General features: G+C 67.3%; 22 protein-coding genes. 13 read left to right on the top strand and 9 right to left on the bottom strand.

The window, feature by feature from the left end; genetic code table 11:
- Positions 1-40: 40 nt before the first annotated feature.
- Together ACQP06_RS22055 and ACQP06_RS22050 are read right to left on the bottom strand one after the other, a co-directional pair.
- Positions 41-1,051 carry a Gfo/Idh/MocA family protein gene (locus ACQP06_RS22055; RefSeq protein ID WP_433666385.1) on the bottom strand — a complete coding sequence of 337 codons (1,011 nt, stop codon included), beginning with the start codon at positions 1,049-1,051 and terminating at the stop codon, positions 41-43.
- 30 nt (positions 1,052-1,081) lie between these two features.
- Positions 1,082-2,086 carry a LacI family DNA-binding transcriptional regulator gene (locus ACQP06_RS22050; protein WP_379275271.1) on the bottom strand — a complete coding sequence of 335 codons (1,005 nt, stop codon included), beginning with the start codon at positions 2,084-2,086 and terminating at the stop codon, positions 1,082-1,084.
- Positions 2,087-2,315: 229 nt separating this feature from the next.
- Here ACQP06_RS22050 and ACQP06_RS22045 point away from each other — a divergent pair, with 229 nt between their 5' ends.
- The 11 genes from ACQP06_RS22045 (at position 2,316) to ACQP06_RS21995 (ending at position 13,141) form a co-directional block, all read left to right on the top strand.
- Entirely contained in the window at positions 2,316-3,227 is a 912-nt protein-coding gene (locus ACQP06_RS22045) for a TIM barrel protein (protein ID WP_433666384.1), read from the top strand.
- Positions 3,228-3,242: 15 nt separating this feature from the next.
- A complete protein-coding gene (locus tag ACQP06_RS22040) occupies positions 3,243-4,241 on the top strand; it encodes a sugar ABC transporter substrate-binding protein (RefSeq protein WP_433666383.1) in 999 nt (332 codons plus the stop codon).
- Positions 4,242-4,261: 20 nt separating this feature from the next.
- Positions 4,262-5,320: an ABC transporter permease gene (locus tag ACQP06_RS22035; protein ID WP_433666382.1), complete on the top strand. Its 1,059-nt coding sequence runs from the start codon at positions 4,262-4,264 to the stop codon at positions 5,318-5,320.
- A complete protein-coding gene (locus ACQP06_RS22030; protein ID WP_433666381.1) occupies positions 5,317-6,099 on the top strand; it encodes an ATP-binding cassette domain-containing protein in 783 nt (260 codons plus the stop codon). The genes ACQP06_RS22035 and ACQP06_RS22030 overlap by 4 nt, the downstream gene beginning before the upstream one ends.
- Positions 6,096-7,034 (top strand): 5-dehydro-2-deoxygluconokinase, encoded by a 939-nt coding sequence (iolC, locus tag ACQP06_RS22025; protein ID WP_433666380.1) that lies wholly within the window; start codon positions 6,096-6,098, stop codon positions 7,032-7,034. Before ACQP06_RS22030 ends, iolC begins: the two co-directional genes overlap by 4 nt.
- Complete coding sequence (locus ACQP06_RS22020) at positions 7,025-7,918, top strand: Cgl0159 family (beta/alpha)8-fold protein (RefSeq protein ID WP_433666379.1); 894 nt, start codon at positions 7,025-7,027, stop codon at positions 7,916-7,918. The genes iolC and ACQP06_RS22020 overlap by 10 nt, the downstream gene beginning before the upstream one ends.
- A gap of 39 nt (positions 7,919-7,957) precedes the next feature.
- Positions 7,958-8,848: a 5-deoxy-glucuronate isomerase gene (gene iolB / locus ACQP06_RS22015; protein WP_433666378.1), complete on the top strand. Its 891-nt coding sequence runs from the start codon at positions 7,958-7,960 to the stop codon at positions 8,846-8,848.
- On the top strand, positions 8,845-10,695 hold the full coding sequence (gene iolD, locus ACQP06_RS22010; protein ID WP_433666377.1) for a 3D-(3,5/4)-trihydroxycyclohexane-1,2-dione acylhydrolase (decyclizing): 1,851 nt from the start codon (positions 8,845-8,847) through the stop codon (positions 10,693-10,695). Before iolB ends, iolD begins: the two co-directional genes overlap by 4 nt.
- A 165-nt stretch (positions 10,696-10,860) precedes the next feature.
- The gene (locus ACQP06_RS22005; RefSeq protein ID WP_433673545.1) at positions 10,861-12,366 is read left to right on the top strand and encodes a hypothetical protein; all 1,506 of its coding nucleotides are present in this window, start codon (positions 10,861-10,863) and stop codon (positions 12,364-12,366) included.
- Positions 12,363-12,788, top strand: coding sequence for a GNAT family N-acetyltransferase (locus tag ACQP06_RS22000; protein ID WP_433666376.1), 426 nt, complete (start codon positions 12,363-12,365; stop codon positions 12,786-12,788). The genes ACQP06_RS22005 and ACQP06_RS22000 overlap by 4 nt, the downstream gene beginning before the upstream one ends.
- Positions 12,789-12,853: 65 nt before the next feature.
- Positions 12,854-13,141: a hypothetical protein gene (locus ACQP06_RS21995; RefSeq protein WP_433666375.1), complete on the top strand. Its 288-nt coding sequence runs from the start codon at positions 12,854-12,856 to the stop codon at positions 13,139-13,141.
- A 56-nt stretch (positions 13,142-13,197) separates the two neighbouring features.
- Here ACQP06_RS21995 and ACQP06_RS21990 read toward each other — a convergent pair whose 3' ends face one another.
- Together ACQP06_RS21990 and ACQP06_RS21985 are read right to left on the bottom strand one after the other, a co-directional pair.
- The gene (locus tag ACQP06_RS21990) at positions 13,198-17,052 is read right to left on the bottom strand and encodes an AAA family ATPase (RefSeq protein WP_433666374.1); all 3,855 of its coding nucleotides are present in this window, start codon (positions 17,050-17,052) and stop codon (positions 13,198-13,200) included.
- Between the two features lie 378 nt (positions 17,053-17,430).
- Positions 17,431-17,676 carry a hypothetical protein gene (locus ACQP06_RS21985; RefSeq protein WP_433666373.1) on the bottom strand — a complete coding sequence of 82 codons (246 nt, stop codon included), beginning with the start codon at positions 17,674-17,676 and terminating at the stop codon, positions 17,431-17,433.
- A 156-nt stretch (positions 17,677-17,832) separates the two neighbouring features.
- Between ACQP06_RS21985 and ACQP06_RS21980 the strand changes: the two genes are divergently transcribed.
- Together ACQP06_RS21980 and ACQP06_RS21975 are read left to right on the top strand one after the other, a co-directional pair.
- Positions 17,833-18,654, top strand: a complete 822-nt coding sequence (locus tag ACQP06_RS21980; RefSeq protein WP_433673400.1) for a DUF4184 family protein — start codon at positions 17,833-17,835, stop codon at positions 18,652-18,654.
- Between the two features lie 186 nt (positions 18,655-18,840).
- A complete protein-coding gene (locus ACQP06_RS21975) occupies positions 18,841-19,941 on the top strand; it encodes an alpha/beta hydrolase family protein (protein ID WP_433666372.1) in 1,101 nt (366 codons plus the stop codon).
- Between the two features lie 51 nt (positions 19,942-19,992).
- Here ACQP06_RS21975 and ACQP06_RS21970 read toward each other — a convergent pair whose 3' ends face one another.
- The 5 genes from ACQP06_RS21970 to ACQP06_RS21950 form a co-directional block, all read right to left on the bottom strand.
- On the bottom strand, positions 19,993-20,715 hold the full coding sequence (locus ACQP06_RS21970; protein ID WP_433666371.1) for a hypothetical protein: 723 nt from the start codon (positions 20,713-20,715) through the stop codon (positions 19,993-19,995).
- 28 nt (positions 20,716-20,743) lie between these two features.
- Positions 20,744-21,958, bottom strand: coding sequence for a hypothetical protein (locus tag ACQP06_RS21965; RefSeq protein WP_433666370.1), 1,215 nt, complete (start codon positions 21,956-21,958; stop codon positions 20,744-20,746).
- Between the two features lie 83 nt (positions 21,959-22,041).
- Positions 22,042-22,716: a response regulator gene (locus tag ACQP06_RS21960; RefSeq protein WP_433666369.1), complete on the bottom strand. Its 675-nt coding sequence runs from the start codon at positions 22,714-22,716 to the stop codon at positions 22,042-22,044.
- Complete coding sequence (locus tag ACQP06_RS21955) at positions 22,713-23,963, bottom strand: sensor histidine kinase (protein ID WP_433666368.1); 1,251 nt, start codon at positions 23,961-23,963, stop codon at positions 22,713-22,715. The genes ACQP06_RS21960 and ACQP06_RS21955 overlap by 4 nt, the downstream gene beginning before the upstream one ends.
- 109 nt (positions 23,964-24,072) lie before the next feature.
- On the bottom strand, positions 24,073-26,280 hold the full coding sequence (locus tag ACQP06_RS21950) for an MMPL family transporter (protein ID WP_433666367.1): 2,208 nt from the start codon (positions 26,278-26,280) through the stop codon (positions 24,073-24,075).
- Positions 26,281-26,309: the final 29 nt, after the last annotated feature.

Here is a 26,309-nt window from a genome sequence, read left to right as displayed (position 1 = left end):
GGGCCCGCGCGATAGCCGAAGTTTTGGCGGCGGCGCCCGATCAGCGACGGATGTCGGCCAGCCGCACCGGGGTGCCTCGATGCCGGGACAGTTCGCAGGCCTCGGCGATATAGAAGGCCTCCAGGGCGTCCGCGGGCGGGCACGGATTGGGCACCTTCCCGGTGACCACATCCACGAAGGTCGCGAGCTCTTCGACGTAGGCGCCGTGGAAGCGGTCCATGAAGCCCGGATAGACCGGCAGCGCCGAGGGCGGGTAGCCGGGTTCCACCGAATGCAGCGGGGCGCGCTCGTCGAGGCCGACGATGGCGTTGCCGGTCGAGCCGAGCACCTCCAGCCGCACGTCGTAGCCCGCGCCGTTGTAGCGGCTGAGCGAGACATTCGCCAGGCAGCCGTCGTCGAGGCGCAGCACCACCGCGGCGGTGTCGACGTCGCCGGACTCGGCGAAGAACGCCTCCCCGCGATTGGCGCCGGTGGCGAAGACCTCCACCACCTCGCGCCCGGTGACCCAGCGGATGATGTCGAAATCGTGGACGCCGCAATCACGGAACAGCCCGCCCGAGCGCGGAATATAGTCCGCGGGCGGGGGCGCGGGGTCCAGGGTGGTGGCCCGCAGCGTGTGGATCCAGCCCAGGTTCCCGGCGGCGATGGCGGCGCGGGCGGCCCGGTATCCGGCGTCGAAGCGCCGTTGGAAGCCGATCTGGACCGGGACCTCGGAGCGCTCGAGGTGCTCGACCACGCGCAGCGTGCCCAGAATGTCGGCGGCGATGGGCTTTTCGCAGAAGACCGGGATGCCGCGGTCGACGGCGGCGGTGATCAGGGCCGGATGCGAGTCGGTGGCGGTGGCGACGACCAGGCCGTCGATCCCGGCGTCGAACAGCGCGTCGATGTCGGGCGCGTATTCCAGCCCGAGCTTGTCGGCGGTGGCGCGGGCGCGCTCGGCGTCGGCGTCGGTGACGATGACCCGGGCCACGCCCGGCAGGGTCGCGAGGGTCTCGGCGTGGGAGGTTCCGATGCGGCCGGTGCCGGCGAGGCCCACAGTGATCGGGGACATGGCGAAGCTCCTGTCAGTCGCGGTGCGGGGTCAGACTCGGGGTGGTGCGGTGGTGGAGCGGACGACCAGGGACGGCTCGAGGCGCTGGCGCACCGGCTCGGTCCGGCCTTCGCGCAGGCGTTCGGTCAGTGCCGTGAGGGCCAGCCGCCCGATGCGATTGCGCGGCTGGTCGATGGTGGTGAGCGCGACGTGCCGCAGCGCCGCGAGCGAGGTGTTGTCGTAGCCGACGATCGAAACGTCCTCGGGCACACGCAGACCCGCCTCTTCGAGCGCGGCGGCCGCGCCCACGGCGTTGAAGTCGTTGCCGCACACCAGTGCGGTGGGAAAGGTGCTGGGGGAGAAGATGTTCAGCAGTTTGCGGACGGCGGCCGCGCCCGCGGTGTCGGTGTGCTCGCTCGGGATCACCATGGGTTCGAGGCCGTAGCGGGCCATGGCGGCGGTATAGCCCTTGCGGCGCGGCGGGGCCGCGAAGGCCGCCCCACCGTCCAAATGCACGATGCGCCGATGGCCCAGTGTGACAAGGTGATCCACGGCCAGCGCCGCGCCGAGTTCGCCGTCGTCGTTGACGGTGTCGACCGCGGTGCTGGTGGAGGTGCGCGAGACCAGCACCACCGGGCAGCGCGCGGCCGCGTCGCGGATGGCGGCGGCGGGCAGCACCGGTGACAGCAGGATCACCCCGCCCGGGCGGAAGGCGAGCAGGCTCTCCAGAGCGGCGCGTTCGCGGCCCGCGCTGCGGCGGCCGGTATTGAGGATGAGTTCGAGCCCGTCCTCCTGGGCGGCCTGGTCCATGCCCTCGACCACGTCGGCGAAGAAGGGATTGCGCAGGTCCGACACCATGACGCCGACGATATTGGAGGTGCGGCTGGCCAGCGAGCGGGCCATGGCGTGCGGCTGGTAGCCGAGTTCGGCCGCGGCCGCCAGCACCGCGTCGCGGCGGTGGGCGCTGACCTTGGGGGAGTTGCGCATGACCAGCGACACCAGGGCCCGGGAGACGCCGGCGCGGGCGGCGACATCCTCCATGGTGGGTCGGGTCATGCGACGCACGCTACCGCGTGGTCGCGGGCCGGGGCAATAGAGCGCTCTAATCGGACTTTTCAGCCACCGCCGGTTCTCGTGATTCTCCCTGCAAGGCAGTGTTTTCCGAGCGTGCTCGCTACTTTTCGGCGCATGTCGGGATCTTGACACCCGAGTGAGCCGGGTTACATTGTTGGAGCGCTCCAATCGCGAGCCTCACGATGGCCAACGACGGGTCTGGGAAGTGCCGATGACCGAACCGCTCCATCCCTTGCGTCCATTACGAATCGCCGCCGCGCCGATCTCCTGGGGAGTCTGCGAGGTCCCCGGCTGGGGGCATGTCCTCGACCCGGCCACCGTCCTGGCGCAGATGTCGGGCCTCGGCCTGTCCGCCACCGAATTCGGGCCGCCCGGATACCTACCGGACGATCCGCTCGAACTACGGAAGACCCTGCGCGACTACGGTATTGCGCCGGTCGGCGGCTTCCTCGCCCTCACCCTGCATCGCGAACCGAGCCATGCTCTGGAGATCGCGCGCTCGGCCGCCGCACGGTTCGAGGCCGCCGGGGCCGCCGTGCTGGTGCTGGCCGCCGCGACCGGGGAGCACGGCTACGACGCCCGCACACCCCTCGACGATCGCGAGTGGCGCACACTCCTCGAGACCGCGGCCGCCGTCGGCGACATCGTCGTCGAACACGGCCTGCGCCCGGTGCTGCACCCGCACGTGGGCACCCACGTCGAGACGTCGGCCGAGGTGGAGCGCTTTCTCGCCGACTCCGATCTGGACCTCTGCCTCGACACCGGGCACCTGCTCATCGGCGGCACCGACCCGGTCGGACTGGTCCGCCGCCACCCCGATCGCATCGGGCACATTCACCTCAAGGACGTCCGCGCGACGATGGCCGCCGAAGTACGCGGCGGCACAGTGGAATACAGCGAGGCGGTCAAGCGAGGTCTCTACGTTCCGCTCGGCGCGGGCGATGTCGATATCACCGCCCTGATCCGCGAGGCGCACGCCGGTGGCTACCGCGGCTGGTACGTGATCGAGCAGGACACCGCGCTGGACCCCGGCGAGACCGCCGAGGGCCCGACGGCGGCCGCTCGGCAAAGTCTGCGACACCTGGCCGAGATCGCCGCCGGTCTCGCCTCGGCTCGGATCTAGTGGGAGGTGACGACGATGATGTCCGCATTCTCCCGCCTCCGCCGCCTCCGCCGGCTGCGTCTGACGCCGTGGCTGGCCGCCGCGGCCGTGCTAGCCGCCTGCAGCGGCCCGGGTTCCGACGCCACCGGTCCCGGCGCGGCGCCCGTCACGGTCGGCACCGTGCGATCGGTGGCGGTGGTGACGCACGGCTCGCCCGGCGACGCTTTCTGGAACGTGGTGAAGAACGGCGCGGAGGCCGCCGGGAAGGATCTCGGCATCCGGGTCGAGTACAACTCGGCGGGCGATCCGACCCAGCAGGCCAAGCTCATCGACAATGCCGTCGCGCAGGGCGTCGACGGGCTGGTGGTGTCCATGGCCAATCCGGACGCGCTGCGGCCCTCGGTGGAGAAGGCGGTGGCGGCGGGCATTCCGGTGGTGACCATCAACTCCGGTGAGGCCGAGAGTGCGAAGTTCGGGGCCATCGGGCATGTCGGCCAGAGCGAACGCCAGGCCGGTGAGGCCGCGGGCAAACGCCTCGCCGACGCCGGAAAACACAAGATGCTGTGCGTGATTCACGAGGCGGGCAATGTCGGGGCCAATGAGCGGTGCGCGGGCGCGATCCAGGGCTTCGGGTCGGCCACCACGCTGCAGGTCGACATCAACAATCCCACCGATGTGCAGTCCCGCATCAAGGGCGCGCTCGAAGCCGATCGTTCCATCGACGCGGTGCTGACGCTGAACTCGCAGATCGCCGCCCGCGCGGTGGACGCGGTGAAGGAGTCGAAGGCGAGCACTACCGTGGCCACCTTCGACCTGAATTCCGATGTGGTGAGCGCGATCCGGGCCGGAAACCTCGTGTTCGCGGTGGACCAGCAGCAGTACGAGCAGGGCTATCTGCCCGTGGTCATGCTGAAGCTGTACAAGTCGAACCTCAATACCGTGGGCGGCGGGCATCCGGTGCAGACCGGGCCGGCGTTCGTGGACAAGACCACCGTCGATGCCGTCGCCGCGCTGGTCGGCCGGGGTACGCGGTGAACGGGCCGGGAGACGCCGACATGACTACGACGACAACGACATCCGAGACCTCGGGGACCGCGGTGGCCCCGCCCGACCGGCTCGCCATCCTCAACCGGCTGGTGGCCCGCCCCGAGGTGGGCGCGTTGCTGGGCGCGGTGGTGGTGTTCGTGTTCTTCACCATCGTCACCACCAAATTCCTGAAGCCCCTGGGCATTTCGACGTGGCTGGACGACGCCTCCACGCTCGGCATCATGGCGGTGGCCGTCGCGCTGCTCATGATCGGCGGGGAGTTCGACCTGTCCACCGGCGTGATGACCGCCTCCACCGCGCTGATCACCGGACTGCTCGCGGTGCACGCGGGCTGGAACGTGTGGCTCGCGCTGGCGGTGTCGCTGGTGTTCGCGCTCGCGGTGGGGGCGCTCAACGGCTGGGTGGTGATGCGCACCGGGCTGCCGAGCTTCATCGTCACGCTGGGCACCTTCCTGGCCTTGCAGGGCCTGAACCTCGGCGTGACCCGCTGGGCCACCGGTACCGTGCAGGTGTCGGGGGTGCGGTCGGCGGACGGATATCAGTCCGCCGGTTGGGTTTTCGCCTCCACCACCAAGATCGGCAGCGCCAGTGTCCAGGCATCGGTGGTGTGGTGGATCGTGGTGACCGCGGTCGCGGCGATCGTGCTGACCCGCACCCGGTTCGGGAACTGGATCTTCGCGGTCGGCGGCTCGCTGCCCACCGCCCGCGCGGTCGGCGTGCCCGCCACCCGCACCAAGATCCTGCTGTTCATGACCACCGCGTTCGCGGGCTGGATCGTGGGCGCGTGCAACCTGATGCGGTTCGCCAGCGTGCAGGCCAATCAGGGTGTGGGCCTGGAGTTCCAGTACATCATCGCCGCCGTGATCGGGGGCTGCCTGCTCACCGGTGGCTTCGGGTCGGTGGTGGGTGCGGCCGTGGGCGCGCTCATCTTCGGCATGGCGCGGCAGGGCATCGTGCTGGCGGGCTGGAACAGCGACTGGTTCATGTTGTTCCTCGGCGTGCTGCTGTTCTCGGCGGTGCTGGTCAACAACGCATTCAAGAAGCGAGCCGAAAGGGTACGCCGATGACCGTGCCATTGATCGAAACCGTCGGCATCGGAAAGAGTTACGGCGGCGTGGTCGCGCTGCGCGAGGTGTCGACGGTGGTGAACGCGGGCGAGGTCACCTGCGTGCTGGGCGACAACGGCGCGGGCAAGTCGACGCTGATCAAGATTCTGGCGGGCGTGCACCAGCACGACAGCGGGGAACTGCGGATCGAGGGCCGCGAGCTGCGATTGTCCTCGCCCCGTGAGGCTTTGGACCTCGGCATCGCCACCGTGTACCAGGATCTGGCGGTCGTGCCGCTGATGAGCGTGTGGCGCAATTTCGTGCTCGGCTCCGAACCGGTCACACGTTACGGGCCGTTCGAGCTGCTGGATCGCAAACGCGCCCAGGACATCGCCCGAAAAGGGCTGGCGGACATGGGGATCGACATTCCCGATCTGCAACAGCCGGTGGGTACGCTTTCCGGAGGGCAGCGGCAGTGCGTGGCCATCGCCCGCGCGGTGCACTACGGGGCCAAGGTGCTGATCCTCGACGAGCCGACCGCGGCGCTGGGCGTGAAGCAGGCCGGGGTGGTGCTGCGGTACGTGGTGCAGGCCCGCGACCGTGGGCTGGGGGTCGTGCTGATCACCCACAATCCGCATCACGCCTACCCGGTCGGGGATCGGTTCCTGCTGCTCAAACGCGGGTCCGCGCTGGGCAGCTACGAGAAGTCGCAGATCGACCTCACCGAGCTGACCCGGTTGATGGCGGGCGGCGCGGAACTCGAGGCGCTGCAACACGAATTGGAGCGGGTGGTGCCGTGACCGAGCTCGAGGCCCTGACGATCGGCCGGGTCGGCGTCGACCTGTATCCCGAGCAGAGCGGGGTGCCGCTCGCGCAGGTGCGGACCTTCGCCAAGTTCCTCGGCGGCACCGCCACCAATGTGGCGGTGGCCGCGGCCCGGCTGGGGCGGCGGACCGCGGTGCTGACCAAGGTCGGGCCGGACGGGTTCGGCGACTTCGTCCGCGACGCGCTGGAGGGGTTCGGCGTCATGTCCCGGTATGTCGGGACGGCGGACGGGCTCCAGACGCCGGTGGCGTTCTGCGAACTGAACCCGCCCGCCGACCCGCCGCTCATGTTCTATCGGTCGCCCATCGCGCCCGACCTCACCCTCACCGAGGACGAGATCCCCTGGGATGTGGTGGATTCCGTGCCGCTGCTGTGGGTGACCGGCACCGGCGTCAGCGCCGAACCCGGTCGCACCACCCAGCGCGCGATCCTCGAACGCCGGGCCCGGCGCGGGCACACCGTGCTGGATCTCGACTATCGGCCCATGTTCTGGCCGGACGTGGACACCGCGCGCGCCGAGATCGGCTGGATGGTCGATCACGTGAACGTGGTGGTGGGCAATCGAACCGAGGTGCAGGTGGCGGTCGGCACCGCCGATCCCGACGAGGCCGCCGACCGGCTGCTGGCGCGCGGGGTGCGGCTGGCCGTGGTGAAGCGCGGCGCGGAGGGCGTGCTCATCGCCACCGAATCCGAGCGCTGGACGGTGCCGCCGTGCCCGGTGCGGGTGCTGTGCGGACTCGGCGCGGGCGACGGCTTCGGGGGCGCGCTGATCCACGGGCTGCTCGCGGGCTGGGACCCGCACCGCGTCGCCGCCTACGCCAATGCCGCCGGCGCGCTGGTGGCGTCCCGGCTGGCCTGCGCGGACGCCATGCCGACCGACGCCGAGATCGAGGAGATGCTGTGCACCTGAACGACGCGCGCTGGTACGACCTGCTGCGCACCCGCGCCACCGACCCCGAGGCCATCCGCCGCGCCTACGCCGACCGGCGCCGCCGCCCGAACCTGCTGTCGGGCACCGGGACCCTGTTCCTGGTCGCCGCCGACCACCCGGCTCGGGGAGCGCTGGGCGTCGGCGCGGACCGCACCGCCATGGCCGACCGCCGCATGTTGCTGGAACGCCTGCTCATCGCGCTGGCCGATCCGGCCGTGGACGGGGTGCTCGGGTCGCCCGACATCGTGGAAGAGCTGCTGCTGCTCGACGCCGTCCACGACAAGATCGTCATCGGGTCCATGAACCGGGGCGGGCTGGCCGGAGCGGACTGGGAGATCGACGACCGATTCACCGGGTACGACGCCGAATCCTTGGTGAAGTATCGCCTCGACGGCGGGAAAATGCTGCTGCGCCTGGTGGATTCGGATCCCGGCACCATCCCGACCTTGGAAGCGTGCGCCCGCGCGGTGTCCGAACTGGCCGAGCACGGGCTCATGGCCATGGTGGAGCCGCTGCCGTACGCCCGGGACCACAGCGGGGCGCTGGCCATGCACAAGGATTCGGCCTCCCTGCAACGCGCGATCACGGTCGCCTCGGGGCTGGGCGTGACATCCGCGTACACCTGGCTGAAAATCCCCGCGCCCGACGATGTGTCGGTCTTCGACGCCACCACACTGCCGGTGCTGGTGCTCGGTGGCGCGCCATCCGGGGAGCTGGAAGCGGACCTGGCGTCCTGGGGCGCGGCATTGCGTCACGATGTGGCGCGCGGCCTGGTGATCGGGCGTAGCCTGCTGTACCCGCCCGACGGGGATGTCGCGGGTGCGGTGCGGGCGGCGGCGCGGGTACTGGAGGCGGCGCGATGAGCGGCCACGCCCGGGCGGCCACGCACGGCGGGAGGGGAGATGACTGATCTCCATCGGCGGGCGGGAGTATTGGCTGACGCGGGTGATCCCGTGTTATTGACGCCCGAGGTCGCGGGGTGGTCTCACGCCGGGCTCCGTGTGCTGCGGCTGGCGGCGGGGGAGCGGCGGATGATCTCCACGGGGGAGTTCGAGGCGTTCGTGCTGCCGCTGGCCGGGGCGTGCACGGTGCGGGTGGACGGGATGACCTTCGAACTGGCCGGGCGGGATTCGGTGTTCACGCGGGTGACCGACTTCGCCTATGTGCCGCGCGACGCCGAGGTGGAGCTGTCCACGGTGGACGGTTTGGAGGTCGCGCTACCGATGGCGCGCTGCGGCAGGCGGCTGGAGCCGAAATACGGTCCGGCCGAGCAGGTTCCGGTCGAGGTGCGCGGCGCCGGTCCCGCTACCCGGCAGGTCACCAACTTCGGCACGCCCGGCGTGTGGGATCACGCCGACAAGCTCAATGCTTGTGAACTGATCACCCCGGACGGGAACTGGTCCTCCTATCCACCGCACAAGCACGACGAAGCCTCCGAGTGCGAGGTCGTGAACGAGGAGATCTACTACTTCCGCATCGCGGGGCGCGACGGAATCACCACGAGCCCTGAAGGTTTCGGATTCCACCGCACCTACACCCCTGACGGCGCACTCGATGAGAACGTGGCCGTCCGTGACGGCGATGTCTTCCTGGTGCCGCACGGCTACCACGGTCCCTGCGTGGCCGCGCCCGGCTACCCCATGTACTACCTCAATGTGCTGGCCGGCCCCGCGCCCGAACGGTCCATGGCCTTCTGCGACGACCCCGCGCACGCCTGGGTGCGGGCGAGTTGGGCGTCGGAAGCGGCGGACCCGCGGTGCCCGGTCACCTCCCACGAAGGACGGCTCGGATGAAGCTCACGACCGCGCAGGCGCTGGTGGCCTGGCTCGTCGCTCAGCGCTCGGAAACCCTCGAAGGCGTCGAAGTGCCGTTGTTCCCGGCGGCTTTCGGCATCTTCGGGCACGGCAATGTGCTGGGGTTGGGGACCGCGCTGGCCGAGCATCGCGACGCGCTGCCGTTGTGGCGCGGGCACACCGAGGAGGGCATGGCGCTGGCCGCTGTCGGGCTGGCCAAGGCCACGCAGCGGCGACAGGTCGGGGTCGCGACCTCCTCGATCGGGCCGGGCGCGCTGAACATGGTGACGGCCGCCGGTGTGGCGCACGCGAATCGGCTGCCGGTCCTACTGCTGCCCGGTGACACCTTCGTCAGCCGGGCCCCCGATCCGGTGTTGCAGCAGGTGGAGCATTTCGGCGATCCGACCGCCACCGTGAACGACGCGTTCCGGCCGGTGAGTCGCTACTTCGACCGCATCACCCGGCCCGAGCAGCTGATCGCGACGCTGCCGCAGGTGGCGCGGGTACTCACCGATCCCGCCGACACCGGGCCGGTGGTCCTGGCCCTGCCGCAGGATGTGCAGGCCGAGACCTACGACTTCCCCGACGCGCTGTTCGAGCCTGTGGTGCACCATGTTCCGCGCCCGCGACCCGATCGGCGCGGTGTCACCGAGGCCGCGCGGGTGCTGCGGGCCGCTGAGCGTCCGCTGCTGATTCTCGGCGGTGGCGTTCGGTATTCGGGGGCGGGTGGTCAAGCGCTGGAATTCGCTGAGCGGCACGGGATTCCGGTGACCGAGACCACCGCCGGGCGCACGCTGGTGCCGCACGACCATCCGCTGTTCGCCGGTCCGCTCGGGATCACGGGCGCGGCCTCGGCGAATACGCTGGCCGCGGCGGCGGACGTGGTGCTGGCCGTCGGTACTCGCCTGCAGGACTTCACCACCGCGTCGTGGACGGTGTTCGCGCCGGAAGTCCGTCTCGTGCACATCAATACGGCGCGGTTCGACGCGGTCAAGCACGGGGCGCTGGCGGTGGTCGGAGACGCCGACACGACTCTGCGGGATCTCGGACCCGAACTGGGGGAGTGGTCTGCCGATCCCGACTGGACCGCGCGCGCTGCGGCGGTTCGATCGGACTGGGACGCGCGTATCGACAAACTGCGCGCGCCCACGCCCGGGACGCCCAGCTACGCGCAGATCGTCGGCGTGGTGAACGAACTCAGCGAGGCGTCGGACTATGTCATGACCGCCTCGGGTGGCCTGCCCGGCGAACTCGTCGGGGGCTGGCGCGCGACCGGCGGGCTGCCGACGATGGACGTCGAATACGGTTTCTCCTGCATGGGATACGAGCTGGCCGGAGCCTGGGGTGCGGCGATCGCGCGGACCGACGCCGAGGGCCTGGTCACCACCCTGCTCGGCGACGGCTCCTACCTGATGCTCAACTCCGAACTGTTCTCCGCCGCCTTCGCCGGTCACCCGCTGGTCGCGGTGGTGTGCGACAACGACGGGTATGCGGTGATCGCCCGTCTGCAGGAAGGTCAGGGCGGCACGGCGTTCAACAACTTCTACGCCGACTGCCGCACCAATCACGCCACCCCGCCGCGCGTGGACTTCGCCGCGCACGCTCGTGCGCTGGGCTGTTCGGTCTTCACCGCCGTCGAACTCGGCGACTTCCGCGACGCCTATTCCGCCGCCAGAGCAGCCGCACGGACGGAGTCCCGGCCGGCCGTCGTCGTGGTCCGCACCCAGCCCTCCGCGTGGACCGAGGCGGGCGCGTGGTGGGAAGTCGGTGTGCCGCAGCACCTCTCGGGCCGCGCCGAGTACGATCGCGCGAAACCGGGGCAGCTGCGCTACACGCATCCGGCCTGATCGCGGGCGCGACGCGCCGGTCGCCCGAAATCCGGGCATACCGGCGGACGCCCGACCCGCACGCGCGATTTATGGCAGACTCGGCGCAAACACGCGGTCGGTCGATGGGCGATCAACGGTTGTATTGATCGAGGTAGTACGGGGTATGAGAGTTTGAAGGTCGCAATGGATCTCAGCGCCATCGAGCGGCAAGTGGCCGCGGATCGCGGGGCAGCACGGGATCGGACGCTCGAGACGGAGCTGGCCCTGGCCACCTCGCTGTGCGAGCTGGCCCGGGCGCTGATGGCGACCAAGACCGATCCGGATTCGCGGGACCGGTCCGCATCGGCGCTGGAACCCGCGCAGGAAGCCGTGCTCCTCCGTCTGCGCTGGCTCACCAGCGGTCACGTGACCGCCCCGTTCGCCGCCGAGGTGACCGAGGCGCTGCGACTGTTCGAGCAGGCGGCCCGCACCATCGGCCACCGTGAGCTGGCCACTTCCACCATCCGCAATGCCTGTCAGGCGTATCGGCATGTGGCGCAGACCTATCCTCTCGCCGCGGGCGCGTCGGCCGACGCGCTGTCCAAGTGCAGTGTCTGGCTGTGCCGCCTCGACCCCAAGGCCGCCGTCGCGGCGGGCGAGGACGCGGTGCGGATCCGGGCGAGCCTGTTCGCCGCCGATCCCGACCAGGCCAACCGCTACCTGTCGACCCTGAACACCCTGCTGCGCACCCTCATGGTGGGCCGTCAGCGCAAGCAGGCCCTGGCCATGTACCGCGAGTGCTACGCCAAGGTCACCTCCACGGGTATGACGCAGCGGTTGCGCGAAATCCGGGTCGAGGATATCGGTTTCACCGGCAAGACCGTCACCGCGCTGCGCAAACTCGAATGCGCGACCCTCGAACGCGCGGGTTATCTGACTCAGCAGCAGATCCTGTACCAGACGGCTGGTGACCTGGCGACCATCGAGGAGATCAACTGGCAGCTCGCCTTGGTCGGCCTCAAGCCGATCGCCGCGGGCGCCCTCCCCGACCAGCCCTCCAAGCCGGTCGAGATCAGCACCTCCTTCGGCGCGTTGAGCGTCCGCTGTTCCTCCCGCAATGCCGTCACCCTGGTCCGCGCCGCCATCCTGGCCGCCTACACCGCCGACGGCGCCGAACCGGTCCAGAGCTCCGCCTACCTCGGCGTCGACAAGAAGCACTGGAGCACACCCGAACCCGAACCCAACCGCGCAGAGCGTCTCGGCGAGGACGTCGTCCTCATCGAGAAGGTCTCCGAACACTGGGTCTCGGTCAAAAGCCTCAATTGGGAAGTGGCCCCCGTAGGCCGCCACCCCCTCGCCCTGCGCCTCTCCCAGGAATGGCCGGTGGTCAGCGTCACCACCACCGAGCAAATGTCCTACGAGTTGTGCTGGTACGAGGGCGGCGCCGCCACCCAATACGCCTGCCTCGGCCTCCCCGCCGCCCAAATCCCCTTGGAAAAGCCCCTGGCCCCCTTGGACTTCAAGGCCCTCTCCGATTACGGCGCCGACTACGCCTCCGAAACCCAGGTCCGCTCCGCCTTCGGCAACACCACCATGTTCACCAAACTCACCTGCCTCCCCGGCAGCGGCATCCGCCAAGCCGCCGAAGCAGCCCCCCTCTCCGCCCACGGCACCAACACCCTCTACTTCCGCAACCCCACCGAAGCGTGAGCGACCCCAACGCCTACGAGATCGCCGTCGACACCACCCGCATCGACGTAGACCGAGTCCACCACTGGCTCTCCACCGACGCCTACTGGGCCCTCGGCCGCGAACGTGACATCGTCGAGCGGGCAATCCACGGTTCGATAAACATCGGCGCCTACCACGCCGTCGGCGACCAGGTCGCCTACGCCCGAATCGTCACCGACCTCGCAACCTTCGCCTGGCTCTGCGACGTCTACGTCTCCCGAGACCACCGAGGCACCGGCCTAGGCCGAGCCCTCGTCACCGCAGCCCGAGACCACCTCGCCCCCTACAAGCTCAAGCGCATTCTCCTCGCAACCCACGACGCCCACGGCCTCTACACCCAACTCGGCTTCGCCCCACTCCCGAACCCAGAGCACTGGATGGTCCTTGCAGCCGAAGGCTGACCAAACCGCCCCGATCCGCCTGACCTGAGCTGCCAGCAGTCTCAGATTGGGGCAGACTGTGGCGCATGGTGGCAGATCCGATCGAGCTCGAAGGTAAGCGCGGACACCTGCTGGCGCAGCTGACCGAGCTGCGCCGCGCGGTGGCGGAACTGTCCGATGGATACGCAGCTCTACCGGAGTCAGGTCTGATCATCGACACCGTCGGCACCGGTGCACTTACCACTCCCGGCTACTGCGTCGCCGGCGCACGGGAAGTGCTGGAGGAAGCGCTGATCGAATTGGACGCTGCCGGTGACGCCATGGAGCGGGCAGCCCAATACACCGCTCGCTTGCGCAGCGTGGTGTTCGACTGACGAGGGCTCTCTGACGTCGGCTACGGGATGGTCCGATGGTTACGGTTGATGTCTTCCTAGAACAAGACTCGTCTTGCGAGCGATTCGATGTAGTCAGCGGCGATGCCAGGGTTGCGGACTTCCTCGTCGGACCACACAAGTGTGCCGTTCTTGCCGCCGCCTTCGTCGAATGGGAGGATTTGGTGTGCTCGGTACCATGCCTTCTTTGCTTCCCAGTCTGCGCGATAGCCCGGGCTTGCGAGCATTCCGAGGTGCTCCCAGTACGTCGGAACAGCGTTGGAGCGATGGATGGTGAAGTCGGGAAGGCGTCGGGTCCCGTCAGCCATGACTAGCGGTTGTTCGTATTTGTACTGAATTCCGAGGTGTCGCAGCGTATTCGCAACGATTACCTCGGATTTGGATCGGACGAGTTCCCCGGCAGCAGTGCGATGTATCCGACCGCCGTCAAGGTAGCTGCCGTGGTGCGTGGGGATCGGGTCTGGGTTGTGGAACAGGCGGGTAAGTCGTCGTGCGGTCTCGGATCGTTGCGGATCGGTGAGCGCCCACAAGTCATTCGTCGTGCCCTGCAACAGCAGTACAGTCCGGTGGCGCTGTCGGGTCAGCGCGGTATACAACAACTCGGGGGACAACAATGCGCATGGTTGAGGAACGATGACGAACGTGACACCGAATTGTGATCCTTGTGACTTGTGCACGGTCACCGCATAGGCCAATTCCAAGATATCGGCATTATCCGCATCGGAGTTGAGTTCGGATTCCCAGAAGGTGAATTGGGCGTCGGGCCGGGCCGCGAATTCAATCTTGAGCCCGTGGTGTTGCACGACTTCGGTCGCGATGCCGATTTCACCGTTGGCGACACCCACTTTGGACGCTTCTCGGGTACTTGGTTGCCACATCTGACGGAAGTGGTTTCGGATGCAGATGATCTTGTCGTGCCGCAGTATCTGGTCGTTGCCGAGCGGGGGCAGACCGCGGTTTCGAGCGGCGCGTACAGCGCCGGGGCGGTACGTCTCCCGAATGAAGTCGTTGAGCCAGTGGACGCCGCCGTCGTGGGCGCGGACGGGCGAAAGAAGTTGCCAGTTCTCCGCCCCATCGCCGCTCATGCCGCGAACGAAGGACGGTCGCCCGTTGTATTCGCCGCTGGCGCCCAGTGACCTGAGGAGGCTGTCACGGTCCCTTCTGTCGAGCGCGATATCGGGATCTGCGCCGAGCAGCATGTCCAGAGCATCACGTAATTCATGTCGATCGGTCCAGGTGTGGATGGAGATGGTGGCGTCCCCGGCGCCGGCGAGGACTCGTGCCAACGCTTCGTCGGCGGTAGGCGAGGCGTCATCGGTGGAGAACAGGCTCGCAACCGAAAGGTCGTCCCGTGCACCGTGTTTCACCGATCGTTGGCGTCGGCTCACCGTCAGTTCGGCAAAGCCGACTCCAGACTGACAGGCCCGGTCGTTACGGAGGTAGCTGAGGATATCGACAAAGGGCCGTCCGGCGCCGATAGGCGGCAATTGGCGGTGATCTCCGCACAAAATGAGGCGCTGAGCGCCGAGTAGAGTATCGAACAGCGCCGCGAGCATCTCCTCGGTGAGCATGGATGCTTCGTCGATGATGACTGTCGTATAGCCGCTGATCTTCGGCTTGTCGGGATTGATTCTGTAACCCAGGTGGGGATCCCAGCGTTGCGCTGACCGCAGGAATTGCGCGAGCGTCTGCGCTTGCACACCAGCGCGGTCGCCAAGCTGGACGCGGGCCTTGCCGGTGGGGGCCAGGAGCAGCACACCACGATGAGAAATATCGGGGTGGGTGCACAATGCCCGTAACAGGGTCGTCTTGCCGGTGCCCGCGGGGCCGACGAGGACGCTGAATCGCGAACGTGCGAGGACCTCCAGCGCGGTGGCCTTTTCTGAACGAGCTGCATGTTCGTCGATGTCGTCCGCCGACGGTGATTCATCGAAGACGCGGTCGATCTCGCCTCGCCATTCCCATTCGACATCCAGTGGGCCTGAATTGACGCGCGCATCGACCTCGGCCTGGATGACGTCGCTCACGATCGACAGCCGTTGCAGCTGCCAGGCCCGCGAGCCGTCTTGTGCCCGGTGTTCGCACAGCACGGGCGGGAAGTCACGGACCGCGATCTCGAACAGCGTACTGGGTGGGTCGCACGGCGGACTTACCGGCAATGCCGCCAGCCTGCGCCGTAGCATCGGCTCGTCCAGCAGGGTGTGTCCCTCGGTCGCTGCGGTCTCCAGCACTTGTACACACGCGGCACGGATTCGTCTATCGTCGCCCGGATCGTCGACTGGGTCTGTCATCGGGTAAGCGTCGAACACGGCTGCGGCGAAACTTGATTGGTTGAATATTCCGCGGTCTATCGTAGTGAAAGTAACGGCGTCCTCGAGGCCTCGATCGTCCTCGTAGAGCAGATATGGGTTCTCAAGCACCTGACCGGTTGATCGTTCGAGCAGCCGCCGCGCTTGGGCGGTGGTCAACGGGAACCTCGCGAGGAGTCGCACAAGAGCGAACTGCTCCTCATCGCCGGTCAGGTGCGCCCATGTCTTGCGGGCCACGCGACCGTGCTGCTCGACCTCTGCCTCGACAGCGGGCCAGAGGTCAGCAGAGTCGTCCAGACCTTGGACAGCTCGGTAGGCGATTAGACCACCGCGGGCGACCCCGGCTGCGGTCAGCACGGCCCCGAGGCCGGGATAGGGTCCGCGCTGCTCCCATATCTCGGCGACACGTTCCGACAGCCACGCTGCCGCTTGGTGCCACGGTCCATCGACGACACCCGGCAGCAGGTCAACTACCCGAGTTAGTTCCAACAACGCGGCGATTGCCGCGTCGTGGTCGACGAGTTCGGAGACGTAGGAGAACTGTTCGAAATGCTCTGGCGCGACAGTCGCGACGAATGTCGATAGGTCTGTGCCACGCAGGGACTTCGAGGCCAGCAGGGTCTGATATGGCAACAGAAATCCGTCGATGGAGTCCGTGCGAATCGAGTGCTTTACAGAGCGCTCCCACATCACCGACCGCAGTGGCCCTTTGTCGCTGTAGTTCCATTCGACCAGGTCGCCAACACCTGTCACCCGGCCTACCCCGACGAGCACACGCGTACCGGCAGGAGCATCTTCCAGCAGCGGAACATCTTTGGCGTAGAGGAACATCAACGACCGACCCGGAACCAGAGCCGAGAAGAAGGAATCGAGCATCGCCGCCTGGTTGCGATGGTCCTGCACCCAGGCAGTTGAACGCTTGGTCTCCAGCACGGCGTCGGCGCGAGCCTCCAGCTCAGCGTTGTACGCGATGCCCCACGCTTCGGCGATCAAGGGCGCGTGCTCGCGCATCGTCCATCGATAGGGCGTGGCCTCGACACTGTACGGCGGCATGCGCTGCGCGGTCGGAGCGAAATGCGCGTGCGACGCCGTCCATCCACCGGCGTACGCATGTACACGCTGGACGTCGAAAGCATCGACGCGCATAAAGCCACCGCGCTCAACCACACACGGTGGAATCCGTTTGGCGGGCAGCGACGACCATGCACGGCCAGCGTCGGCGACTTCGTCATCGTCGTTCTTGTTGTCTTTGATGTTCTTCAAGACAGTGCAGAAGTGGTTTGCGCTGGGGTCCGCGCAGACGTGCCCAGTCCAGTCCGTGTCGTGCCAGGGAATCCGTACCGAAAGGTGAGCCTGCGGCAACTCCCGGAAGCCATCGACCGGACCGTATTTGTTGGCCAGAGCCGCGACACCGGTGCCCTTGTCCAGTGATTTGCCAGCGGCGGAGATCTCCTGCTCGATCTGCTTCCTCTGCTCTGGGGTCAACGTGAGATCCCGTTCGAGTAGTGCGGCAGCGTCTTCAGTTCGGCCGCGAGCGATCAACTTCTGCAGCTTGGCGATTCGCGCCGCCTGCCGATCATTCACTCCAGACACCCCTCTCGTCCGCAACCGCCACTGGATTATGCAGCAATCGTCTCAACCCTGGCCGTGAACGAGGCCTCGAACCTGACTGAACCCATCAACTGGGCGCCCTGCTGCACCTTTGCCAGCTGCCAACGCGAGGCGGCGTGCGAGCGTGAAACTCTGCCTGGGCAGTGTCGGCTGGCGAAACCGGCTGACTCTCTGGCTCATCAGCCCACTGCTTCGCTGACGTGCTGGCGGCGACCGCGTGTTCACCTCGCTGAACCGATGTTGCCGCTGGCGGCGGGAGCAAACTGAGCCCCAGCGCGGACATCCGAAAGATCAAGAATCAGGTACATTTCGGGAGCTGATCGATCCCAGAAGGCGAGTTGCCGGCCGGAGTCATTTCGGCGGTGTGGCAGACCCGCTGACCCGCATCGTGGTTGGTAAGGATTCCTGCGGCAGGGGATTGATCAGAACCGGGAACACCATGCGACTCCCGATCGGCTCGGGTGAGGGATCGTCGGGAAACAGCACGAGGCCCACAATGATCAGCACTACTGCTGCGGAAGCGCCGGCGATTGGTCGCACGACGCTTGACCACAGTTCCCACGCCGACTGCGCCAACGAGCCGGATACGTCAGGCATGTCCGCCCCCTACCGCGCTGGAGCCTTCAACGATCAGTCGGCGGGCAGGCGTCGTCCGTTACAGGCGGAGCTGAGTCGGCCCTGCGTGAATCGCGACAACCGACACCTGGATTCGAGCTCCAGAACCGGTCGAGGCAGCAGTGGATAGACTTGGCCGTGCCGCTTACCTTTCCCTCGCATGCGTTGGCAGTAATCCCGTTGAAGCTCCGGTGGCCACGCCATCTGGATGGTGTCGCTTTGGTGGTCGGTGCCGCGGTTCCGGATGCCTCGTATCCGGTGGCAGGGTTCTTTTCGATGCCTGAGACGCACACACTTCTCGCGCTGCTGTGGTGGTGTCTGCCGATGGGAATCATCGCGACGGGGGTGATCCGTTGGGGTGCCGCGGATATCGCCGCCCATCTGCCACGGCTCGGAGCGTTCGATCTGCCCGCCTATGGCGTGCTCAGCACCGTGCGATATCGGTGGTATGTCACCGGATACTCGATTCTGATCGGCGCAGTCACTCATATCTTCTGGGACGGGTTCACGCATGATCCAGCTGGTGGGCACGGCTGGGGCGTAGCCCGATTCCCTGTGCTGTTGCAGCCAGGCCTGCTCGGTAGGCCCTGGTGGTACTTGCTGCAGCAGACATCGACACTGCTCGGTGGGGTACTGGTGGTCGGGTTGTTCTACTACATCGGTCGGCGTGGATTGCTTCGGACCTGGCACGGCGACCCGCCTGCCACTCGGCGCGCACCGAAGCGGTTCTGGCTGGCGGCCGGACTGGTCGCCGCATTGAGCTTGTCGCTTCTTCCACTGATGCCTTTGGCATTTCAGCCGTTCGTGGTGGGCGTCCGGCTGCTCTATGTCGGGGCGCTGTCGTTGCTGGCAGGGGCAGCGTCGATGCGTCTGTTCGGTCCAGAATCAGGCAACGATTCCCCGTCGAGTCCAGGGCTGACCGAGTCCCCCGGCACGGGAAGTGGACGATCAACCCGCTGAGGTATCGCCCATGCCCTTTGTCGATCTTGTATGGTGGCCCATCGAGTAGCACACCGACTCGGGGGAATTGTCGTGGAACGCAGGGGATTACGTCGGCATGTCATTGCCGTAGCCGCAGTATCGATGGCGGCCACTGCTGTCGCCGGTCTCGCAGAGGCAAGCCCCGGCATACCGCCGGATACGGCTGTGACCATCAATCTGCCCGCTCCGACCGGTCCCGATGCGGTTGGCGTGACCGAATGGCATCTCATCGATGTCAATCGTGCTGATCCATGGGACACCAGCCGCCGACGCGAACTGATGGTGCAGATCTGGTATCCGGCTGACGATGCCGATCCCGCACCCATGGCACCGTGGATGCCGCCGGGCGGCCTGGAAGAACAGCGCTTCGGCCTCACCCAGGCTGGTGTTGCCTCTGACAGCTGGGCGCTCGCGCCCAGTCATAGTCGTAGCGAAGCGCAGGCACGGGTAGGCCGCGGGAAGTTTCCGATCCTGCTGTATTCCCCGGGGCTGGACGACACGACCGGGCTGAGCACTGCTCAAGCCGAGGATCTCGCCAGCCACGGCTACGTGGTGGTTGCGATCAACCACACCCACGAAGCGTTCGCGGTTCAATTCCCTGATGGACGTACCGAACGTAGTGCAGTGCCGCTGGATTCGGCGTTGAACGTCCTGTCCGACATGTTGGTTCCGATCCGCGTCGCCGATGCACGATTCGTTCTCGATCAACTCTCTGCCACAGCCGGGCACTCCACCGATGCGGGTCCTGCACTGCCGCAACACCTCGCCGACGATCTGGACCTGACAAAGGTCGGCATGTTCGGCCATTCTCTCGGCGGGTCGACCACCGCTCAAACCATGCACGACGATTCGAGGATCGCCGCAGGCGTCAATCTCGACGGCCCAATCCTCGGCTCCGTTTCCACCGACGGCCTCGCTCGGCCGCTCCTGATGCTCGCCAGCGACACGTCACCCTGGTTCGGGAACCCGGGCTGGGAACCGTACTGGGCCACCAACACCGGTTTGAAACTGCCCCTTCGCATCGCGGGCACCCGGCACATGTCCTTCACCGATGAACAGGTGATCGTGGCCCGACTGGACACCGCGGGCCTGCTGAACGATGAAGTGAAGAACGTCGCGATCGGCTCGATCGACGCAATCCGCTCGGTCGATCTCCAACGCTCCTACCTCCTGGCCTACTTCGACGCGGTCTTCGGCCGCAGCGACACCAGCCCCGCGGAAACCATCAAGCGGCTCGCGCAGCCCGAAATGCTCCCACATCTCTGACCGTCATTCGTGGCTCGACAGATCCCTCCGACTGGCAAGAAGTACACGAGGTCAGACGGGTGGGGACAGGTCGCTGTCGCTGACGGTGTATGTCAGTGCGGGGTAGGCGAAGTCGGTTTCGTTGTTCTCGCGTCGGCGTAGTTGGAAGAATTCGTGCTGCTGATCTTCGTCGGCTGATGTGAGGCGGGTGCCCTGCGGGAGGTATGGGTGGCCGTCGCGGAAGTGGATGAAGGTCTTCGACGTTCGGAAAGTTACGCCGAGCCATTCGTTCTCGGCTGTATGGGCGGGGTTGTCCAGCACGATTTTGTGCTTGAGCTGCCGGTTCGAGGCGACCGAGAAGATGATGACGCTGTGGTCGGCGAGAGGAATCTCGAACTTCTCGCTGGACCCCTTTCGCTCGAAGATCAACTTCCTTGGCGGGATCGGTTCGGGGTGCCGGTAGGTGGAGAAGAGCGCGATGAACGACTCGTCGGCCAGGTCGAGGGCTTGGTCGGAATGGCTGCCCATCTTGGCGTATGCGTTCGTGTAGGTCTCGATGAGGGCGTTGTTGAACGGTTTCGAGAATCCGGCTCGGGTCTGGATGTGTTGTGCCAGGCGGTCGTGCACCGGCCGGAAGTGCTGCGTCGGGGTGGCGTAGCGGGTGGTGGTGCGGACCAGCGGCACACGGCCTGCATTGTCGGTCTTGGCGAGTGTGGCGCCTCGGCGGCCCTTTCCGACGTCTTCGAAGAGGGCTGACGTGGAGAGCTGTGCGAAAAGGTCCTCCTCGAACGGCAAAGTGTACGAGAGGATTTCGTCCGGGATCCTAGGCTCGAGGGGCAACATAGTCTCCGGTGTTCATGCTGAAGAGGAATCGGTCGCCGTAGTCGATGAAGGACGAGGTCCTGTTCTCCTCGGCGTACAGCCTCCGCAGTTCGTCCATGCCCTCCTGTGTGGGCGGCTCTAGCTGAACCAAGCCCCCGGCTCTGTCGAGGAATGTCCGGCCGTTCTTGTGAACCGCTTCGGTGCTCGAGCAGCGCACCACGTATCCCAGTCGGGTCGGCAGCAATTCGGCGTCCAATACCGAGGGCCGGATCTCGTGGGTGTACAGGCGGTTGGTGGACAGCGGCATGAAGAAGACGGAGCCCGGGTAGAGCGTCAGGTCGAACTGCGCGGGCAGGCCGGTGCGCGCTTCGGCCGAATCCTTGAGGCGGAAGCGAAGACTGGTCAGCCCGCTGGCATTCTTCACGCCATGGTCGAAGGGGTCTTCAGCCAAGGGTCGCAGCTTGTCGAGTCCGTCGTAGAAGGTGCAGAAGGCCATGATCCCGTTGACGGGCATGTCCTTGGTCTTGTCGGCGTGCGCCGAGATCTTGGCCTTGGACTGCTTCCGCTCCGCTGTGGCGTAAGTATTGTGGTAGATCTGGGCGAGGACGTGGTTCAGCGGTGCCTGGCCTCGAAAGATACTGGCGGCCTCGCGATTCAGGGACTCGACGATTCTCGTGTCGGTAGTCCGGAAATTCTCGGTCGGCCCCGAGAGGTTCGTGGAGCAGCGGAGCAGGTGGAAGCGTAGTTCGTCACCGCTTCGGGTAACTGGCGTCAAGTAGATGCCACTGCGATGAGCTGTCCCGGGTTTGGTGGACTCGGTCAGGGATTGGAACGCGTGCTCCGCGCGGATCCGCCTGAAGTAGTCGTCGTCGAGGTCGAAGAAGCGACGGTAGTACACGCCGACTCCGCGAATGCGCACGGGAACCCGGCCGAGGTCGATGAGGGGCCACGAGTCATCAACATCCTCGCGGTGACCGTCCGCCAACTCCCGGATCACGAACACCCGAGCAGCGTCCCGCAGTTGCCGGTCGCTGATCGCTGAAACATCACCACACAGGTAGACGCTCTTCTGCACGAGATCAGGTGATCCGGAAGCCAGGTCCTCCGGCGTGATCGTGGACCCGAAGAAATCCTTCAGCAAGTCGTTGTCCTGCAATCCGGCAGGCGCGACCAGGATATTGCCCGCATCTTCGATGCGAGCTTCTGTCGTGTCCATCAAGCGATTCCCCCAACGGCCCTTCGACGTGACTGCTGATCCGAGTCACCACTCGAACCTAACCGCAAAGTCCGCGTGATCGGTCAGGGGCGGGGTGGTTCGACGCGGACCAGGCCGGATTGGAAGGCGAGGACTACGAGTTGGGCTCGGTTCTGGACGCCGAGTTTCGACATGGCGCGTTGGACGTGGGTGCGGACGGTGAGGGGGCTGACGTACATCTTTTCGGCGATTTCCTCGTTGGAGAGGCCTTCGGCGACCATGGCGACGACCTCGCGTTCGCGGGCGGTGAGGACGTCGAGGGAATCGGCTGCGGTGATGCGGCTTTCGGGGCGGGAGAGGTAGCGGGCGATGAGGGTGCGGGTCGCGGTGGGGGAGAGGAGGGCGTCGCCGGCGGCTACCGCGCGGATGGAGCGGAGGAGTTCCTCGGGGCCCACGTCCTTGCCGAGGAAGCCGCTCGCTCCGGCGCGGAGGGCTTGTGCCACGTACTCGTCGAGTTCGAAGGTGGTGAGGATCATGACGCGGGTGTCGCGCAGGGCGGGGTCGGCGCAGATCTCCTGGGTGGCGGTGAGGCCGTCGGTGCCGGGCATCCGGATGTCCATCACGACCACGTCGGGGGTGGTGGCTCGAGCGAGTTCGACGGCCTCCCGGCCGTTTCCGGCGATGCCGACCACCTCCATGTCCTCGGCCGAATCGATCAGCAGGCGGAAGGTGCCGGCCAGCAGGGCTTGATCGTCGGCGAGCAGTACCCGGATGGTCATGGCGTCTCGTCCTCGTCGTCGGGGGTTTTCGGGGGTTCGAGGGGAAGTTCGGTGGTGACTTCGAAACCGCCGCCTGGCTTGCGGCCGGCGCGCAGGTGGCCGCCGACCGAGACGGCGCGCTCGTTCATGCCGATCAGGCCGTAGCCTTGCGTATTCGATTCCCGGTCGACCGAATCCTGTTCACCGCGAACAGTGTCGGGACCGTCGCCGCCGTCGTCGCTGACGCTGATGGTCAGCAGCAGGCGCGAGTAGACCAGGCGCACGGTCGCGGTCGCGGTGCTCGCGTGCTTGGTGACATTGGTGAGCGCCTCCTGGATGATCCGGTACGCCGTCAGATCCGCGCCCGGCGAGAGCGGTCTCGGCACACCGGTGATCGACAGCGACAGCGTCAAACCGGTTCGCTCGAAAGACGTGAGCAGTTCCGACAGCTGAGCCAGACCAGGCGTCGGTTCGAGCGGGGCATCGGAATCGTCCTCCCGCAGCAGGCCCACCGTGGCCTTGAGTTCGCGCAGCGCCGCGGAGGTGGTGCCGGCCAGCTCGTCGAGCATCTCCTGCGCCTGGTCGGGCTGGCTGCGCAACAGGTATGCGGCAGTGGAGGCTTGCGCGTGCGCCAAGGCCATGTGGTGGGCGACGATATCGTGCAGCTCCCGCGCGATCCGGACCCGCTCCTCGCCGACCCGCTGCCGCGCCTCCTCCTCCCGCGTCCGTTCGGCCAGCTCGGCGCGCGCGTGCAGGGCCGCCAGATAGTTGCGCCGATTGCGCCCGGCCTCGGCGAACGCACCGGCCAGCAGGTCACCGGCGACCAGCGTGATGCGTCCGCCGGTCAGCAGCGGACTGAAGTCGTGCACCAGCGAGGTGAGCAGCAGCGCGGCGCCCGCGATCACCGGCGCGAGCTTGGCCGTGCGCGCATCGGGATACCACAGGCCCAGCGAGTACATGGCGACGAACGCTGCACCCGCGGTGAACACCGACACCTCGAAACCCAAGGCGCCGATCCCGATACCGCAGGCCGTCGTGATCGCCAGGACCGCGCGCGGATACGCCCGGCGCCACAGCAAGGCGATCGAGGCCGCCGCCGACAGCGCGAACACCCCGGGCGAAATCGGCCGGACCGCCACTGGACCCTGCCCGTTCGCGGTGTCGATGAACCGGCTCGCGTAGGTGGCCAGCGCGCACAGCAGGATGGCCACCACCACATCGACCGCCCGGCTGTGCCGGCGCGGCCACTGCGACCATTCGGTGGTCATCGGCCCTCCTTCTCGTCGTCGAGAACAGTAATCGGCAGGTCCCGAACCGACCGGTAGGCCGCCCGCTCGGGACGGCCTACCGATACCTGTCGCAGATCCGGCCCGCGGCTCAGGCGCGCGCGGATTCGAGTTCCCGCTCCGGTTCGACGGCCACCGGCCGGTTCAGGCTCTCACCCTCCACGTCCACGTTCGGCAGGATCTTGGCCAGCCACCCCGGCAGCCACCACGCCTTGTCGCCGAGCAGCGCGAGCACCGCCGGGACCAGCGTCATACGGACGATGAAGGCGTCGAAGAACACCGCCGCGGCGAGCCCGAGGCCCATCATCTTGATCATCGGTTCCCCGCCGCCGATGAATCCGGCGAACACCGCGATCATGATGGCGGCCGCGGCCACCACCACCCGGCCGCTGTGCCGGAATCCGGTGACGATGGCCTCGCGGGCGCTCTCGCCGTGCGCGAAGGCCTCCCGCATCCGGGTGACGAGGAAGACCTCGTAATCCATGGCGAGACCGAACACCACGCCGATCAGGAAGATCGGCATCATGCTCATCACCGGTCCGGTCTGGTGCACGCCGATCAGACCGGCCAGCCAACCCCACTGGAAGACCGCGACGATCACACCGAAGGCCGCGCCCACCGACAACAGGAAGCCCAGGGCCGCCTTGATCGGCACGGCGATCGAACGGAACACGACCATCAGCAGCAGGATCGCGAGCCCGACCACCACGGCGAGATAGGGGAGCAGTGCGTCCGACATCTTCTGCGAGACATCGATATTCATCGCGGTCGCACCCGTGACGAGCATGGTCGCGCCGGTCGCCGCCCGCAGACCGCCGGCCTCACCGCGCAGGGTGTGCACGAGGTCCTTGGTGGCGGTGGTCGAGGGACCGGTGGCGGGCACCACGGTGATCATGGCCGCGTCACCGGCCTGATTGAACATCGCGGGCGACACCGACACGACACCCTTGGTCGCGGCCAGCGTGCTGGTCGCCTGTTCCACCGCGGCCTGCGGGTCACCGACGCCCTTGACATCCAGTGCGACCGTGAGCGGCCCGTTGAAGCCGGGCCCGAAGCCCTCGGCGAGGGCGTCGTAGGCGCGGCGCTGCGTCGTGGACGTCGGCTGCGATTCCTCACCCGGCATCCCGAGTTCCAGGCTCGTCATCGGCAGCGCGAGCGCGCCCATGCCGACCAGCCCGATCAACAGCACGGCCACCGGACGGCGGACGACGAATCGCGCCCAGCGCGTGCCCATCCCGGGCCTGTCCTCCTGCATCGACGCGGCGGGCAGACTGTCGCGATCCGGCTGCTTACGGAAAGCCGTGGGTAGCACCGCGTTCTGGAAGAAGCCCAGCAGTGCGGGCAGCAGCGTCAACGCGATGGTCACGGCGACGGCGACGGTGCCCGCGGCGGCCAATCCCATCTTGGTGAGGGCCGGAATCCCGACCACGGCCAGTCCGGCGAGCGCGATCACCACGGTGAGCCCGGCGAAAACCACCGCGGATCCGGCGGTTCCGACAGCCCGTCCCGCGGCCTCCGCCGCGCTGTACCCCTCGGCGCGTTCGGTGCGGTAGCGGGACACGATGAACAGCGCGTAGTCGATGCCGACCGCGAGTCCGAGCATCATCGCCAGGGTCGTTGTGGTGGTGGACATCCCGATCGCCACGATCGCGGCGATCCCGACGCCGATCCCGACCAGCGCGGTGATCAGCGGCAAGCCCGCCGCCGCGAACGCGCCGAACGTGATCATCAGCACGACGGCCGCGATGGCGATGCCGATGGCCTCGGTCGCCCCGGCCATCTCCGGCTTCGCCTGGAGCGCGGACCCGCCGATCTCCACGGTGACCCCGGCGGCCTTACCGGTGTCCATCGCGTCGGTCAGCGCGGCCTTCGTCGCATCGGTGAGGTTGTCACCGGTGGCGCCGTAGCTGACGGTCGCGTACGCGGTGGTGCCGCTCTTGCTGACCGCGCCCGTCTGGAACGGGTCGAGCACGCCCTTCACCTGCGTGCCGCCCGCGACGTCGGCGACGATCCGCTCCACCACCGCCTTGTTGGCGTCGGAACCGATCTGCTGCCCCTCGGGCGCGACGAACACGATCCGCGCCTGCGCCCCATCGGATTTGGTGCCCGGGAACCGTTGCTCCAGCAGATCGAACGCCTGCTGGGACTCGGTCCCCGGAATCGAGAACGTATCCGGTGGCGCGGGCGGCGCGCTGGCGGCTCCCACCACCAGCGCGGCCATCAGCCCCACCCACAGCAGCACGACGAGCCGCCGCTTCTCGAACGCGAACCGGCCGACCCGGTACAGGAATTTCGCCATGTAGCCATGCTGGTTCGACGCCTTTGTAG

This window comes from Nocardia sp. CA-136227, from assembly GCF_050955695.1.
GTDB lineage: Bacteria > Actinomycetota > Actinomycetes > Mycobacteriales > Mycobacteriaceae > Nocardia.
This window is presented reverse-complemented; position numbering and strand designations above follow the sequence as displayed.

What these genes read in the sequence shown, in the direction of transcription:
- ACQP06_RS22055 (WP_433666385.1), bottom strand. Translation starts at nt 1,051, where the DNA reads ATGTCCCCGATCACTGTGGGCCTCGCCGGCACCGGCCGCATCGGAACC.
- ACQP06_RS22050 (WP_379275271.1), bottom strand. Translation starts at nt 2,086, where the DNA reads ATGACCCGACCCACCATGGAGGATGTCGCCGCCCGCGCCGGCGTCTCC.
- ACQP06_RS22045 (WP_433666384.1), top strand. Translation starts at nt 2,316, where the DNA reads ATGACCGAACCGCTCCATCCCTTGCGTCCATTACGAATCGCCGCCGCG.
- ACQP06_RS22040 (WP_433666383.1), top strand. Translation starts at nt 3,243, where the DNA reads ATGATGTCCGCATTCTCCCGCCTCCGCCGCCTCCGCCGGCTGCGTCTG.
- ACQP06_RS22035 (WP_433666382.1), top strand. Translation starts at nt 4,262, where the DNA reads ATGACTACGACGACAACGACATCCGAGACCTCGGGGACCGCGGTGGCC.
- ACQP06_RS22030 (WP_433666381.1), top strand. Translation starts at nt 5,317, where the DNA reads ATGACCGTGCCATTGATCGAAACCGTCGGCATCGGAAAGAGTTACGGC.
- iolB (WP_433666378.1), top strand. Translation starts at nt 7,958, where the DNA reads ATGACTGATCTCCATCGGCGGGCGGGAGTATTGGCTGACGCGGGTGAT.
- iolD (WP_433666377.1), top strand. Translation starts at nt 8,845, where the DNA reads ATGAAGCTCACGACCGCGCAGGCGCTGGTGGCCTGGCTCGTCGCTCAG.
- ACQP06_RS22005 (WP_433673545.1), top strand. Translation starts at nt 10,861, where the DNA reads ATGGATCTCAGCGCCATCGAGCGGCAAGTGGCCGCGGATCGCGGGGCA.
- ACQP06_RS21995 (WP_433666375.1), top strand. Translation starts at nt 12,854, where the DNA reads ATGGTGGCAGATCCGATCGAGCTCGAAGGTAAGCGCGGACACCTGCTG.
- ACQP06_RS21985 (WP_433666373.1), bottom strand. Translation starts at nt 17,676, where the DNA reads ATGCCTGACGTATCCGGCTCGTTGGCGCAGTCGGCGTGGGAACTGTGG.
- ACQP06_RS21965 (WP_433666370.1), bottom strand. Translation starts at nt 21,958, where the DNA reads ATGGACACGACAGAAGCTCGCATCGAAGATGCGGGCAATATCCTGGTC.
- ACQP06_RS21960 (WP_433666369.1), bottom strand. Translation starts at nt 22,716, where the DNA reads ATGACCATCCGGGTACTGCTCGCCGACGATCAAGCCCTGCTGGCCGGC.
- ACQP06_RS21955 (WP_433666368.1), bottom strand. Translation starts at nt 23,963, where the DNA reads ATGACCACCGAATGGTCGCAGTGGCCGCGCCGGCACAGCCGGGCGGTC.
- ACQP06_RS21950 (WP_433666367.1), bottom strand. Translation starts at nt 26,280, where the DNA reads ATGGCGAAATTCCTGTACCGGGTCGGCCGGTTCGCGTTCGAGAAGCGG.